The sequence below is a fragment of the Candidatus Pantoea communis genome (assembly GCF_011752685.1).
GTDB lineage: Bacteria > Pseudomonadota > Gammaproteobacteria > Enterobacterales > Enterobacteriaceae > Pantoea > Pantoea communis.
On sequence record NZ_VWXC01000035.1, the window covers coordinates 1 to 13,852 of the forward strand.

General features: G+C 55.0%; 13 protein-coding genes. 3 read left to right on the forward strand and 10 right to left on the reverse strand.

What is annotated here, in order from left to right:
* Positions 1–294: 294 nt before the first annotated feature.
* The 4 genes from hemG to pepQ are packed head-to-tail and all read right to left on the reverse strand — an operon-like array spanning position 295 to position 4,276.
* Positions 295–831, reverse strand: coding sequence for a menaquinone-dependent protoporphyrinogen IX dehydrogenase (gene hemG, locus F3J37_RS26620; protein WP_166936624.1), 537 nt, complete (start codon positions 829–831; stop codon positions 295–297).
* An 18-nt stretch (positions 832–849) separates the two neighbouring features.
* Positions 850–2,301 carry a Trk system potassium transporter TrkH gene (trkH, locus tag F3J37_RS26625; RefSeq protein ID WP_034827948.1) on the reverse strand — a complete coding sequence of 484 codons (1,452 nt, stop codon included), beginning with the start codon at positions 2,299–2,301 and terminating at the stop codon, positions 850–852.
* 26 nt (positions 2,302–2,327) lie between these two features.
* Positions 2,328–2,945, reverse strand: a complete 618-nt coding sequence (locus tag F3J37_RS26630) for an IMPACT family protein (protein ID WP_034827946.1) — start codon at positions 2,943–2,945, stop codon at positions 2,328–2,330.
* Positions 2,945–4,276 carry a Xaa-Pro dipeptidase gene (gene pepQ, locus F3J37_RS26635; protein WP_166936626.1) on the reverse strand — a complete coding sequence of 444 codons (1,332 nt, stop codon included), beginning with the start codon at positions 4,274–4,276 and terminating at the stop codon, positions 2,945–2,947. The genes F3J37_RS26630 and pepQ overlap by 1 nt, the downstream gene beginning before the upstream one ends.
* Before the next feature lie 186 nt (positions 4,277–4,462).
* Here pepQ and fadB point away from each other — a divergent pair, with 186 nt between their 5' ends.
* Both fadB and fadA read left to right on the forward strand, forming a co-directional pair.
* Positions 4,463–6,646: a fatty acid oxidation complex subunit alpha FadB gene (fadB, locus tag F3J37_RS26640; RefSeq protein WP_166936628.1), complete on the forward strand. Its 2,184-nt coding sequence runs from the start codon at positions 4,463–4,465 to the stop codon at positions 6,644–6,646.
* A 10-nt stretch (positions 6,647–6,656) separates the two neighbouring features.
* Positions 6,657–7,820, forward strand: coding sequence for an acetyl-CoA C-acyltransferase FadA (gene fadA / locus F3J37_RS26645; protein ID WP_166936630.1), 1,164 nt, complete (start codon positions 6,657–6,659; stop codon positions 7,818–7,820).
* A gap of 45 nt (positions 7,821–7,865) precedes the next feature.
* On the opposite strand, the gene fre is transcribed toward fadA, so the two are convergent.
* From fre to pepE, 3 genes are all read right to left on the reverse strand, one after another.
* On the reverse strand, positions 7,866–8,567 hold the full coding sequence (gene fre / locus F3J37_RS26650; RefSeq protein WP_097118532.1) for an NAD(P)H-flavin reductase: 702 nt from the start codon (positions 8,565–8,567) through the stop codon (positions 7,866–7,868).
* 31 nt (positions 8,568–8,598) lie between these two features.
* Positions 8,599–10,083, reverse strand: a complete 1,485-nt coding sequence (ubiD, locus tag F3J37_RS26655; protein ID WP_166936632.1) for a 4-hydroxy-3-polyprenylbenzoate decarboxylase — start codon at positions 10,081–10,083, stop codon at positions 8,599–8,601.
* Between the two features lie 74 nt (positions 10,084–10,157).
* Complete coding sequence (pepE, locus tag F3J37_RS26660; protein WP_166936634.1) at positions 10,158–10,889, reverse strand: dipeptidase PepE; 732 nt, start codon at positions 10,887–10,889, stop codon at positions 10,158–10,160.
* A 216-nt stretch (positions 10,890–11,105) separates the two neighbouring features.
* Here pepE and rfaH point away from each other — a divergent pair, with 216 nt between their 5' ends.
* A complete protein-coding gene (gene rfaH / locus F3J37_RS26665; RefSeq protein ID WP_038643771.1) occupies positions 11,106–11,594 on the forward strand; it encodes a transcription/translation regulatory transformer protein RfaH in 489 nt (162 codons plus the stop codon).
* On the opposite strand, the gene tatD is transcribed toward rfaH, so the two are convergent.
* From tatD to tatB, 3 genes are all read right to left on the reverse strand, one after another.
* Positions 11,591–12,373 carry a 3'-5' ssDNA/RNA exonuclease TatD gene (gene tatD / locus F3J37_RS26670; RefSeq protein WP_034827928.1) on the reverse strand — a complete coding sequence of 261 codons (783 nt, stop codon included), beginning with the start codon at positions 12,371–12,373 and terminating at the stop codon, positions 11,591–11,593. The two genes, rfaH and tatD, sit on opposite strands and share 4 nt — an antisense overlap.
* Before the next feature lie 83 nt (positions 12,374–12,456).
* On the reverse strand, positions 12,457–13,224 hold the full coding sequence (gene tatC, locus F3J37_RS26675; RefSeq protein WP_034827926.1) for a Sec-independent protein translocase subunit TatC: 768 nt from the start codon (positions 13,222–13,224) through the stop codon (positions 12,457–12,459).
* A gap of 2 nt (positions 13,225–13,226) precedes the next feature.
* The gene (gene tatB, locus F3J37_RS26680; protein ID WP_166936636.1) at positions 13,227–13,844 is read right to left on the reverse strand and encodes a Sec-independent protein translocase protein TatB; all 618 of its coding nucleotides are present in this window, start codon (positions 13,842–13,844) and stop codon (positions 13,227–13,229) included.
* Between the last annotated feature and the right edge of the window lie 8 nt (positions 13,845–13,852).

A 13,852-nucleotide genomic window follows, 5' to 3' on the forward strand; every position in this document is an offset into this window, starting at 1 on the left:
TCAATCCTGCGAGTGCCCACACAGATTGTCTGATAAATTGTTAAAGAGCGGTGCAATCAGCGCCTTAAGCTGCTGTTGCGAGGTGGCGTATATTACGCCTTCCTCCTTCAGAGTCAAACACTTTTTTTCAGCGTTTTTCTCCGGCGGGATGAATTTCTTCACTCCCTGCTGAGCCGTCTGCGTTGCCGCTTTGCCGTCTCAGTGGTGGCGCATTATAGGGAGTTATTCGGAGCTGACAAGGGTTTATTGCAAAAAAATGATCGTTCGACCTAAATTTAGCCACAACGCTTTATTTCACAACGATTTGCCTGGTAACTGCACAAAATCCTGGGCAAAAACCGCGACTTTATTCCAATCGGTGTATTCAACTTCTTTAGAGGTATCGGTCTCACCGCCCGTCATACGCATAATTAGTTGAATCATGGCACGGTCAAACCAGCGATAGCGGGGATAACGCAACGCGCCGGCAAACACCGCACAGCAATCTGGCTGCCAGGGTGACTGCTCCAGGAACTTATGCGTATAGGCGTTGGTTGCTGGCGTGCACTTATCCGCTTTACGCGCCGTAAGATTGACGCTGAAGAAGCCACTAACGCGCTGATGCAACTCAGCCTTATGCTGAGTAACAAACTTCATTAATGCCGGATGGAAATGTCCGTAACGGATTGAAGCGCCAATCAGCACGCGATCATACTGCGACCACTCAACCTGCTGTACTTCCAGTAAATCAATCACGTCACACAGCTGCTGCGGCGCTAGCGTCTGTGCAATACGCGCTGCGATCTCACGGGTTTGCCCATCACGGCTGGAATATAGAATCAATGCTTTCATTAGATAATCCTGTTTCTCTTATTCACGCCAGAAGGTCGGGGTGAACAGGACCAGCAGTGTGAACACCTCAAGGCGTCCAAAAAGCATGGTTAAAATCAAAATCCACTTAGCGACGTCATTCATAGACGTGAAGTTATCCGCTACAACACCTAAGCCTGGGCCGAGGTTATTCAGCGTTGCGGCAACCGCAGCGAAAGCGGAGAAGTCATCGACGCCCGTCGCGATAATCGCCAGCATGCTGAGTAAGAACACCAGCGCATAAGCAGAGAAGAATCCCCATACCGCTTCAAGGATACGCTCCGGCAGTGCGCGATTACCCAACTTGATGGTGTAGACCGCGTTCGGATGCACCAAACGCTTAAGCTCACGCGACCCCTGCTTAAACAGCAGCAGAATACGAATCACCTTCAAGCCACCGCCAGTCGATCCCGCCATACCGCCGATAAAAGCCGAACAGAGCAACAGTACAGGCAGGAATAATGGCCAGCGCGCAATACTATCGGTGGTAAAGCCAGCAGTCGTTGCCATCGACACCACCTGGAAAAAGGCCTGGTTCAATGTTTGCCAACCGCTGGCATAGACGTTGTGGAACCACAGCACTACCGTACAGATCAGCACTAACGTCAGCTGTACGCCAATAAACATGCGAAATTCGGGATCGCGCCAGTAAACTTTGAGGCTGCGCCCGCTCAATAAAGAGAAGTGCAAGCCATAGTTACAGCCCGAGATCAGCAGGAACACCGCCACGATGGTATTGATGGTAGGACTGTTGAAGTAGCCGATACTCGCATCATGTGTAGAAAAGCCACCAATCGCGATGGTCGAGAAGCTGTGACCGATGGCATCAAACACCGGCATGCCCGCCAGCCACAGCGCCACCGCACAGGCCACGGTAAGTAAGACATAGATTAGCCACAGCGTTTTAGCCGTTTCCGCAATACGCGGGCGCATCTTGTTATCTTTTAACGGCCCCGGCATCTCAGCACGATAAAGCTGCATGCCACCCACGCCCAGAATCGGCAAGATGGCCACCGCCAGTACAATGATCCCCATACCGCCCAGCCATTGCAGCATCTGACGATAGAACAAAATCGCTTTCGGTAAGGTATCAAGGCCCACCAACGTAGTGGCGCCCGTGGTGGTCAGCCCAGAGAAGGATTCGAAGAAAGCATCGGTAACCGAAAGGTGCGGCTGTTCGGCAAAAATGAAAGGCATCGCACCCACACTACCCAGCACCGTCCAGAACAGCACGACGATCAGAAACCCTTCGCGCGGTTTAAGTTCGGTTTTCTTTTTGCGATTAGGCCACCACAGCAGCGAACCAATCACAATCGCCATCATAAAGGTCTGGCTAAACGCGCGTCCGGCGCCATCGCGATAAATTAAGGCCACCAGCCCCGGTAGGATCATCGTCACCGAGAATAAAATTACCAACAGTCCCACGATGCGGGTAATGGCGCGAAAATGCATTCAGCCGTTCCTTTAAACAGATGCTTTTAGTTGTCCAGCGGGATGAGCGTCAGCGCGCCCCGGCTGTAATCAGAAAGGTTTTGCCGAAAGCCATCAATTTGCGGATGCGGCAACGCCAGACGTAGCGCGATACGATCCTGATAATGGCTCTCTTCAATGATGCCGTCAAAGCGTTGCAACAGACGCTCGATATCACTCAACTGGGCATAATCACATTGCAAGGTAAAAGATTGCATCGGCACTTTACGCGCACGCATCAGTTGTTTCAGCCCCTGCTGCACGCCGCCGCCATACGCTTTCACTAATCCACCGGTACCCAGCATGATGCCGCCATAATAGCGCACAACCACTGCGGTGATTTCACCGACGCCGCTACCCATTAGCTGTGCCAGCATCGGTTTGCCCGCCGTGCCAGAAGGCTCACCATCATCGGAGAAACCCAGCTGCTGCGAATCATCCGGCGCACCGGCAACCCACGCCCAGCAGTGATGGCGCGCCGCAGGATGTTCCAACTTCACCTGCTGGACAAAAGCACGCGCCGCCTCAACGCCAACGGTATGTGCCAGATAAGTCATAAAGCGGCTTTTCTTGATGGTTTCCTCGCTGAGGCTCACAGCCTCAGCGGGAATATCGTACGCATCCATCAGGCCAGATGCAGATCGCGCGTCATGTTTTCAACGCGATTGGCATGGATCACCACATTATCTTCGATACGAATACCACCGTACGGTTTCAATGCGTCGATCGCCTGCCAGTCAAAGTACTGACTGTATTTACCACCACGCAGTTTTGCCAGTAGTGAATCGATAATGTAGAAACCAGGCTCGATGGTCAGCACCATGCCCGGCTCCAGTACGCGGGTACAACGCAGATAAGGATACTGTGATGGTGCCGCCAGGTGCGTGCCATTGTCATCCTGCATAAAGCCTGCGACGTCATGCACCTGTAAGCCCAGCGGATGGCCCAAACCGTGCGGCATAAACGGACCGGTCAGGTCTTCCGCCACCAGCGTCTCTTCGGTCAGACCTTTCACCAAATCGAATTTTAACAATAGACGGGCAATACGCTGATGCATTTGCAAATGGTAATCGGTGTAACGCACGCCCGCTTTCAACGTTGCAATCAGCGCCAGCTCTTCTTTATTCATCGCCTCTACCATTTCGGCATAACGCGATTTGCTTTGGGCTGCATAGCTGCGCGTCAGGTCGGCGGCGTAACCAAGGTATTCCGCACCCGCATCAATCAGGAAACTGTGGCGCTTCGTCGGTGGCTGATGGTCGAGCCTGGTGTAGTGCAGCACCGCAGCATGTTCGTTAAGCGCGATAATATTGCCGTAGGGCACATCCGTATCACGATGGCCAGTCGCCGTCAGATACGCCTGGTTGATATCGAACTCACTCATACCTGAGAAGAAGGCTTCTTTCGCCGCACGATGTCCTGCAACCGCCAGCTTCTGCGCTTCGCGCATACAGGCCAGTTCGTAATCCGTTTTGATGCTGCGATGGTAATGAAGGAAGTCGATCACGCCTTTTGGATTCACGCGATCGCTATTGATGCCGAGTTGTGTGGCGCGGGAGGGCACAGGTCCGATATAAGCCACATTGTCGCGCTGAGCCGGCAGCAGTTGCCCAATCTCATCGGCATCTTTCAGGCCCACCACCTCAACATCCTGAGTCCAGAAGCTGTTGGGCAATGGCTCGACGTTATGCCAGTAATCCACAGGTGAGTAGAACCACAATTTTGGCTTGTTAACGCCATCGATCCATAACCAGCAGTTAGGCACTTGTGTGACAGGAACCCAAGCCTTGAATTGCGGATTCACCTTAAACGGGTAGTCGTGATCGTCGAGAAAAACGGTTAACAGCTCGCCAGAGTGAATCAACATCGCATCAAGTTTAAAGCGTGCCAGCACCTGTTGCGCTCGCTGTTGCAGCGTATTGATATGCGCGTGATACAGGGTTTTCAGTGAATCCATGGACTTGTCTCCGATATCGCGAAATTGGCCGCAGTGTAGCACAGCCTCAAGTCTGTTGCCGTGCTGCACTCGCTGTGATCGGCGTATCAAATAAGCAAAGACTCGTTTGCAAAAAATTAACATGCCGCCCACACTCCAACTCATCTGGTATGACCAGATCACCTTTCGCGGTTTCAGGAGACGGACATGCTCTACCAAGGCGATACCCTTTCAGTTCACTGGCTTGATGACGGCATTGCCGAGCTGATTTTCGATGCCCCCGGTTCAGTGAACAAACTCGACACCAAAACAGTTGCCTCATTGGGCGATGCACTCAGCGTGCTGGAGCAACAGCCCGAGTTGCGTGGCCTGCTGCTCACCTCAGCCAAACCGGCATTCATTGTCGGTGCCGATATCACCGAATTCCTGTCGCTGTTTGATGCGCCAGAAGAGAAGCTGAGCCAATGGCTGGCGTTTGCCAACAGCATCTTCAATCGCCTGGAAGATTTGCCGGTGCCGACTGTCGCTGCGATTGACGGCTACGCGCTGGGCGGCGGCTGCGAGTGTGTGCTGGCGACAGATTTCCGCGTCGCGACGCCTGCTGCACGCATCGGCTTACCGGAAACCAAACTTGGCATCATGCCGGGGTTTGGCGGCAGCGTGCGCTTGCCACGTTTGCTCGGCGCTGATAGCGCACTGGAAATCATTGCCGCTGGAAAAGATGTTGATGGCACCAGCGCCCTGCAACTCGGCCTGGTCGATGCGGTCGTGAGCAGCGAAAAGCTACGCGCTGCAGCACTCACAATGTTGCAGGATGCCGGTGCGCAAGGCAGCTGGCAGGCGCGTCGGGCACCTAAGCTGGCCCCACTGAAATTAAGCCCGATTGAAGCGGCGATGAGCTTCACCATTGCCAAAAGCATGGTGATGCAAACAGCAGGCAAGCATTATCCCGCGCCTATCACCGCGGTGAAAACCATTGAAGCGGCATCCGGTTTACGTCGTGACGATGCATTGAAACTGGAAACCGCTGCATTCGTGCCGCTGGCACAAAGCGATGTGGCGCGCGCGCTGGTCGGTATATTCCTGAACGATCAATATGTCAAAGGCCTGGCGAAAAAGCACAGCAACGCAGCCGGTGCACCGCAGCAGACCGCCGTGTTAGGCGCAGGCATTATGGGGGGTGGGATTGCTTATCAGTCGGCATGGAAAGGCGTGCCGGTGAAAATGAAAGATATTAATCCGCAGGCGCTGACGCTGGGGATGACGGAAGCCAGCAACCTTCTTAACAAGCAACTGGAACGCGGCAAGATCAACGGTGCCAAACTGGCGAGCGTCCTCACGACGATTCAACCTACGCTGGATTACGCCGGTTTCGAACGTGCCGATGTGGTGGTCGAGGCCGTGGTCGAGAACCCGCAAATCAAGGCCAAAGTGTTGGCAGAAACCGAGCAACATCTGCGCGATGATGCCGTACTCGCCTCCAACACATCGACCATTCCGATTAGCCAGCTGGCGCAATCGCTGCAGCGCCCAGAAAACTTCTGCGGCATGCACTTCTTTAATCCCGTACCACGCATGCCACTGGTTGAGGTCATCCGTGGCGAGCAGACCTCAGAAGCCACCATCAGTAAAGTAGTGGCCTGGGCCAGCAAGATGGGCAAAACGCCGATCGTGGTGAATGACTGCCCAGGTTTCTTTGTGAACCGTGTGTTGTTCCCCTACTTTGCCGCTTTCAGCCTGCTGCTACGCGATGGCGCTGATTTCCGTCAGATCGATAAGGTGATGGAGAAACAGTTCGGCTGGCCTATGGGCCCGGCCTGGTTGCTGGATGTGGTGGGCATTGATACCGCCCATCACGCACAACAGGTCATGGCGCAAGGCTTCCCTTCCCGCATGCAGAAGGATTACCGCGACGCGATTGATGTGCTGTTTGAAGCCAAACGCTACGGCCAGAAAAACGGCCTGGGCTTTTACAGCTGGGAGCAAGATAAAAAAGGCAAAGCCCAGAAGAAAACCGATCCGGCTGTTGATGCGCTGCTGGAACCGATTTGCGAGCCGAAACGCGTGTTCAGTGATGAGGACATTGCTAACCGCATGATGCTGCCAATGCTCAATGAAGTGGTGCGCTGCCTCGAAGAGAAGATTATCGCCTCACCGGCTGAAGCCGATATGGCGCTGGTGTACGGCCTCGGTTTCCCTCCGTTCCGAGGGGGTGCCTGCCGTTATATGGACACGCTCGGCAACAGCAATCTGGTCGACCAGGCCAAACGATATCTCTCCCTCGGCCCGCTGTATGCGTTACCCGAACTGTTAGTGCACAAAGCGCATCAACAGCAAAGCTGGTATCCCGCAGCCCAACCGATTGACGAAGCGACACTGCAAAGTGCCTGAGGTAATGAATATGGAAAAGGTAGTCATAGTTGATGCAGTGCGCACACCAATGGGACGCTCAAAAGGCGGCGCGTTTCGTCAGGTACGCGCGGAAGATCTCTCGGCGCATCTGATGCGCGAACTGCTGAGCCGCAACCCCGGCGTTGATCCAGCCTCACTGGATGACATCATCTGGGGATGCGTGCAGCAGACGCTGGAACAGGGCTTCAACATTGCGCGTAACGCAGCACTGCTGGCCGAAATTCCGCACCGCGTGCCCGCCAGCACGGTGAATCGCTTATGTGGTTCATCCATGCAGGCGCTGCACGATGCGGCACGCGCCATTATGGTGGGCGATGCGCACAGCTGTTTGATTGGCGGCGTCGAACATATGGGCCATGTGCCCATGAGCCACGGCGTTGATTTCCATCCGGGTTTGGGCCGCACCGTGGCAAAAGCCGCAGGCATGATGGGATTAACCGCTGAAATGCTGGCGCGCATGCATCACATCACCCGTGAGCAGCAGGATGCCTTTGCGCTGCGTTCACATCAGCGCGCCTGGGCCGCAACCCAACGTGGCGATTTCAAACGTGAAATCGTGCCGACCTATGGCCACGATGCCGACGGCGTATTGAAACGCTATGAAACGGATGAAGTGATCCGCGAAGATACCACGCTGGAAGGGTTGGCTGCGCTGCGTCCCGCGTTTGATCCGGTCAACGGCACCGTTACGGCGGGTACATCATCGGCACTCTCCGATGGCGCGGCTGCCATGTTGATCATGAGTGAAAGCCGCGCGCGCGAACTCGGCCTGACCCCGCGTGCACGTATTCGCAGCATGGCGGTGGTCGGCTGTGATCCTTCCATCATGGGTTACGGTCCAGTGCCAGCCAGCAAACTGGCACTGAAGCGTGCCGGATTAAGCGTGCAGGATATTGATCTATTTGAGCTTAACGAAGCCTTTGCCGCGCAGACACTGCCGTGCATTAAGGATTTGGGATTGCTGGATCAGCTTGATGAGAAAGTGAATTTGAATGGCGGCGCGATTGCGCTGGGGCATCCGCTGGGATGTTCGGGGGCGCGTATCAGCACGACGCTGCTCAATCTGATGGAACGTCGTGATGCGCAATTTGGTCTGGCGACCATGTGTATTGGCTTAGGCCAGGGGATCGCGACGATGTTCGAACGCGTTTAATACGTTGAAGCACGTGTTCCCGCCCTTTCGGGCGGGCTTTTTGACTCAGATGAAGGCAAACGCATCGCCAAACATCTGCGCTTCAACTGCACCACGTTCCGCGCAAAAACGCTCACGTGCAATCTTTGCCATCTCAAAGCGGCCCGCAATATAGATATCGTGCTCGCTGAGAGTTTCATAGTCCTGCATCACGGCGGTCAACACCGTGCCACTGCGTCCATCCCAACCCTCTGCGGGTTGTTCTACCACCGGAATCACCTTGAGATGAGGATGCTTGACCGCCAACGCGTTCAACTCATCCAGATCGTACAAATGCATCAATTCCCGGCCGCCCCAGTAGATGGCGATATCGCGGTCTGGCTGCTGCGCCAGTGCCGTCAGCAGAATCGAACGTGCATAGGAGAAACCGGTGCCGCCCGCGATCAGAATAATGGGGCGATCGCTGTCTTCACGCAGCCAGGCATCGCCATGCGGCATATCCACCGTGATTTGACGATCGTTTTTGATGCGATCCATCACCGCCATCGCGTAGAGATTGAGGTCAGATGCGCCAATGTGCAGCTCAATGATGTCTTTTTCCATCGGGGTTGAAGCCAGTGAGAAGGGGCGCTTATCACGCTCATCCATCACCACCATCAGATATTGCCCCGCGCGGAAAGTAAAATCCGCCGCCGGAATCAAACGAACGCGGTAAACGGTATCCGTAATCGCTTCGACCGAAGTCACCTTGCAGTTTAACGTCGTCATACGTGCCCTTTTTTATGGTTTTCTGCCGCCTTTAGCGCTGCGGCGGCTCGGCAAAGATAGCTAACTCATCCCAAATGGCGTCAATACGCGCGGTCACCGCCGGATCTTTCACAATCGGTGTGCCCCATTCGCGAGTGGTTTCGCCCGGCCACTTATTGGTGGCATCAAGTCCCATCTTCGAGCCCAGGCCGGAAACCGGAGAGGCGAAGTCGAGATAGTCAATTGGCGTATTCTCCACCATCACGGTATCGCGCGCCGGATCCATACGCGTGGTGATCGCCCAAATCACATCGTTCCAGTCTCGTGCGTTGACGTCGTCATCGCATACGATCACAAACTTGGTATACATAAACTGGCGCAGGAAAGACCAGACGCCAAACATTACGCGCTTGGCATGCCCGGCATATTGCTTCTTGATCGTCACCACCGCGAGGCGATAAGAACAGCCTTCCGGCGGCAAGTAAAAATCGACAATTTCCGGGAACTGCTTGATCAGAATTGGCACCAGCACTTCATTCAGCGCCACACCCAATACCGCAGGTTCATCCGGCGGACGACCGGTATACGTTGAATGATAAATCGGGTTGCGACGTTGCGTTATGTGCGTCACGGTAAATACCGGGAAGCTGTCTACTTCATTGTAGTAGCCTGTGTGGTCGCCGTAAGGGCCTTCTGGCGCCATGTCACCCGGTTCGATGTAACCTTCTAAAACGATCTCTGCGCTGGCTGGCACTTCAAGATCGTTAGACTGGCACTTCACCACCTCGGTTTTATTACCGCGCAGCAAGCCAGCAAAAGCATATTCCGACAACGTATCGGGTACCGGCGTCACTGCGCCCAGAATCGTGGCCGGATCGGCACCCAGCGCCACGGACACCGGGAAGCGTTCGCCCGGATGGGCTTTGCACCACTCCTGGAAATCCAGCGCGCCGCCGCGATGCGACAGCCAGCGCATGATCACGCGGTTTTTGCCGATCACCTGCTGGCGATAAATACCCAGATTCTGACGTTCTTTATGCGGACCACGCGTGACGGTTAAGCCCCAGGTAATCAACGGCGCGGCATCGCCCGGCCAGCACTTCATCACCGGAATGCGCGACAGATCGACATCATCACCACTGAAGACCTCTTCCTGACACGGTGCATTGCGCAGGCGCTTGGTCGGCATGTTCAGCACTTGTTTGAACTGCGGCATTTTATCGAACAGATCGCGGAAACCTTTTGGCGGCTCGGGTTCTTTCAGAAACGCCAGCAGCTTGCCCACTTCACGCAGCGCACTGACCTCTTCCTGTCCCATGCCCATCGCCACACGCTTAGGTGTGCCAAACAGGTTACACAATACGGGCATGTCGTACCCTTTCGGGTTCTCAAACAGCAGCGCCGGACCGCCGGCACGCAGGGTGCGATCGGCAATTTCAGTAATCTCTAACTCAGGATCGATCTCCTGAGTGATGCGCTTTAACTCGCCGCGCTGCTCCAGCAACGCGAGGAAGTCTCGTAAATCCTGATATTTCATGCGGCGTTAGCTTCCAGCCAGGGTGAATTGGCCATTATAGGTCTGATTCACGCCGGCGTGTTGTGGTTTGTGGTTCAAGCTGGCTGACAGGAGAAAGGCACCAGCGATTGAATGGCCAGCACATCGTGATGTGCGGCGATTGGCTCACCATGACGGAACACTTTAAAGTCTTCGCCGCGCGCGCTGTAGTAACGCAGGCGGTTTTCACTGACGTGCAGGAAACTGGCTTCTCGCAGGGCGATCACCGACTCATGTGGATTTACGGCGCAGAACTCCGCCAGACGCTCATCACGCGTTTCCCCCATATGCCCGCTGACGTGAGCATCCAGATAGTGCGGGTTGATCTGCACCGGGAACAGGCCTAATGCAGGCAAGACCACGCTGCTGCGCACCGGCATATCGTTGGTGGTACGGATCGATGGCGTAGCCACATTGCAACCGGCGCTCCAGCCGACGTAAGGCACATCTCGCTCACGCACAGCACGCTGAATCGCCACGATCAGTCCGTGCTCATGCAGCATCTGATTGAGGAACCAGGTGTTGCCGCCGCTCACCAGGATCAACTCCGCCTGTTCAATCGCTGCCACCGGGGAGTCAAACTCATGCACGGTGCGCACCTGAATACCCAATGAGTCAGACAGGTCTTGTGCACGCTGCGCATGGTCGCCACGAATAATGGCATAAGGCACCAGCACCGCCGACGTAATGCCGCGTTGCGCAATCATTGCGTGCAGTTGTGGGTGAGCGTAGCTCAACAGTGGCGCGTCTTCGGCCACTTTGCCGTTGCTTAATAAGAACAGTTCCATCAGCCAGTCCTTTTTCGAATTCATGCGAAAGATGGGGAAGGAGTCTGATACAGATGGTCATCAGCCGTCAATTTTCTTGCAAGAAAGCGTTAATAAGCCGCACCAATCGGAAAATTCGTAGTGATTTTTATTTCACAGCCGCGTTTCCACTGGCCGATGCGCTATAACTCTGACAGCAGGTTTGTTATTCTTAGCGTCCAATATTTGGGAGCAGTTATGGAATCCTGGTACTTACTCTATTGCAAACGTGGACAGCTGTTGCGCGCGAAAGAGCATCTTGAGCGGCAAGAGGTGAATTGCCTCAGCCCAATGATCGCTCTGGAAAAGATTGTGCGCGGTAAACGCACCACGGTGAGTGAGCCGCTGTTTCCCAACTATCTGTTTATCGAATTCGATCCGGAAGCGATTCACACCACCACCATCAGTAGCACGCGCGGCGTCAGCCACTTTGTGCGCTTTGGCGCGCAACCGGCAACGGTCTCCAGCGAAGTGATTGAAGCGCTGCAAACCGATGTGCCGCAAATTATGCTGGATCCAGAAACGCCACAAAGCGGTGATGAAGTGATCATCACCGAAGGGACTTTTGAGGGGCTGCGCGCTATTTTTGCCGAGCCTGATGGCGAAACCCGCTCGGTGTTACTGCTAAACCTGCTCAACAAACAAGTGATGCGCAGCGTCGACAACAAACAGTTCCGTAAGCTTTAAACCAGTTTAAACAGCTGACGTGCGTTGTGATTGACCTGCGCACCCAGCGCTTCAGCCTCTTCCCCACGCCAGTTCGCCACCTGCTGCACAATATGCGGCAGGAAACAGGGCTCGTTTCGACGCGAAGGCGGCCGTGGATGCATATCACGCGGGAGCAGATAAGGCGCATCGGTTTCCAGCAGCAGACGCTCGGCTGGAATCAATGGCAGCATCTCACGCAATTCCAGGCCACGACGTTCATCGCACACCCAGCCGGTAATGCCCACCGATAAGCCCAAGGCCAGACACGATTCCAGTTCATCACGCGTGCCGGTAAAACAGTGTGCCACCGCGCCCGTCAATTTCGGCAGCCACGGCTCCAGCACTGCCACAAAACGATCGTGTGCTTCGCGGCAGTGGAGGAAGACCGGCAGTTGTAACTCTGCTGCCAGCGCCAGCTGTGCATCAAAGGCGTATTCCTGCTGGTCGTGCGCCGAGAGATTGCGGTTAAAATCGAGGCCGCATTCACCGATGGCCACCACTTGCTCACTCTCAGCCAGACGGCGCAGCGTGTTCGCCGTCTCCGCCGACCATTCACTGGCGTGATGCGGATGCACGCCGGCTGTAGACCAGCAGTAGCCTGGATGCTGTGCCGCGAGCTGACGCGCCTGCTGGCTCTCCAGCGCATTGGTGCCGGTAATCAGCAGGCCGGTGACGCCTGCTTCGCGCGCGCGTTTAACCACCTGATCGCGATCTTTTGCGAATTGCGTGCTGGTCAGGTTTACACCGATATCAAACATGTCTTCTCCCAAATAAAAACCGCCCAATGTGTGGGCGGTTTAGATTCTTAACGCTCATCCCGCTCGCGTGCGGGAATGCCTTGTCAGGATTCGGTATTCTGTTCCTCATCCTCTGAATCTGACGCCTTGCGCCCTTTACCCACATAGTAACGGGAGAAGAATACGCCGACTTCAAACAGGCAGTACATCGGAATAGCGAGCAAAGTTTGCGAGAAAACATCCGGCGGTGTGAGCAGCATCCCAACAACGAACGCGCCAACCAGAATGTAGGGGCGTTTCTTTTTCAAATCCTCTGGCGAGGTAATGCCGGTCCAGCACAGCAAAACAATCGCAATCGGTACCTCAAACGCTACGCCAAATGCCATGAAGAGAGTCATGACGAAGTCGAGATAATTGGTGATATCAGTAGCAATGGTGACGCCCTGTGGCGCGGTTTTGGCAAAGAAGCCAAACGCCAGCGGGAACACGATGAAGTAAGCGAAAGCCACGCCAACGTAGAACAGCAGCGTACTGGAGAACAGTAGCGGCATCACTAGCTTACGCTCATGGCGATACAGCGCAGGCGCCACAAAAGCCCACACCTGATACAAGATCACCGGCACCGCAAGGAACACCGAAACAATGATGGTGAGCTTTATGGGGGTGAAGAACGGTGAAGCCACGTCAGTGGCGATCATGCTGGCACCGGCCGGCATCTGGCTAATCAGCGGCGAAGCCACTAAGTGATAGATGTCGTTGGCGAAATAAACCAGGCACAAAAAGATAGCAAACACCGCAATAATGCAGTTCAGCAAACGCTTACGCAGCTCAATCAGGTGGCTGATGAGCGGTTGGGTATCTTCAACGGCCATGTTTATCTTTCATCTTTTACGGTGGGGGTGGGCGTCGCATTCTGCGCGGTATTAACAGGTGCCGCAGCCTCTGCTGTTACCGGTTGAGGTTTCTGAGCCGGTGCGCTGGCCGGGTGCTCTGCCGCCGCTGGCTGAGGTGCCTGAGCCGGTGCGCTGGCCTGATGCTCTGCCGCCGCTGGCTGAGGTGCCTGAGCCGGTGCGCTAGCCTGATGCTCTGCTGCCGCGGGAGTGACCGGAGGCTGGCTTACCGGTTCAGAAGATGTGCCTGCAGCCGACGGTTGATGAATGGTGTTCGCTTCATCTTCCGCTTTTTCGATATCGATGCTCTGCTGCACAGAACGCTTCATCGAATCGGCGGTTTTACGCAACTCTTCCATCGACTCTTTCAGTTCCGGTGACAGTGAGCCACGGCCCGCTTCCTCAACCTTTTTCAGGCTGTCCTGCAATTCCTGCAGTTTCAGCTCCTGCGCCAGTTCGTTTTGCACGTTAGCAGCCAGGGAGCGAATCGCCCGAATCCAGCCCACGACGGTTTTCACCGCAACCGGTAATCGTTGCGGGCCAAGAACGATCAGCCCGATAACGAACACCAATACCAGTTCACTAAAACCAATATCGAACACAGTTAACC

Coding starts and splice junctions, on each gene's coding strand:
- ubiD (WP_166936632.1), bottom strand. CDS start 10,083: ATGAAATATCAGGATTTACGAGACTTCCTCGCGTTGCTGGAGCAGCGC.
- pepQ (WP_166936626.1), bottom strand. CDS start 4,276: ATGGATTCACTGAAAACCCTGTATCACGCGCATATCAATACGCTGCAA.
- F3J37_RS26630 (WP_034827946.1), bottom strand. CDS start 2,945: ATGGATGCGTACGATATTCCCGCTGAGGCTGTGAGCCTCAGCGAGGAA.
- pepE (WP_166936634.1), bottom strand. CDS start 10,889: ATGGAACTGTTCTTATTAAGCAACGGCAAAGTGGCCGAAGACGCGCCA.
- fre (WP_097118532.1), bottom strand. CDS start 8,567: ATGACGACGTTAAACTGCAAGGTGACTTCGGTCGAAGCGATTACGGAT.
- fadA (WP_166936630.1), top strand. CDS start 6,657: ATGGAAAAGGTAGTCATAGTTGATGCAGTGCGCACACCAATGGGACGC.
- trkH (WP_034827948.1), bottom strand. CDS start 2,301: ATGCATTTTCGCGCCATTACCCGCATCGTGGGACTGTTGGTAATTTTA.
- hemG (WP_166936624.1), bottom strand. CDS start 831: ATGAAAGCATTGATTCTATATTCCAGCCGTGATGGGCAAACCCGTGAG.
- tatD (WP_034827928.1), bottom strand. CDS start 12,373: ATGTTTGATATCGGTGTAAACCTGACCAGCACGCAATTCGCAAAAGAT.
- fadB (WP_166936628.1), top strand. CDS start 4,463: ATGCTCTACCAAGGCGATACCCTTTCAGTTCACTGGCTTGATGACGGC.
- tatC (WP_034827926.1), bottom strand. CDS start 13,224: ATGGCCGTTGAAGATACCCAACCGCTCATCAGCCACCTGATTGAGCTG.
- rfaH (WP_038643771.1), top strand. CDS start 11,106: ATGGAATCCTGGTACTTACTCTATTGCAAACGTGGACAGCTGTTGCGC.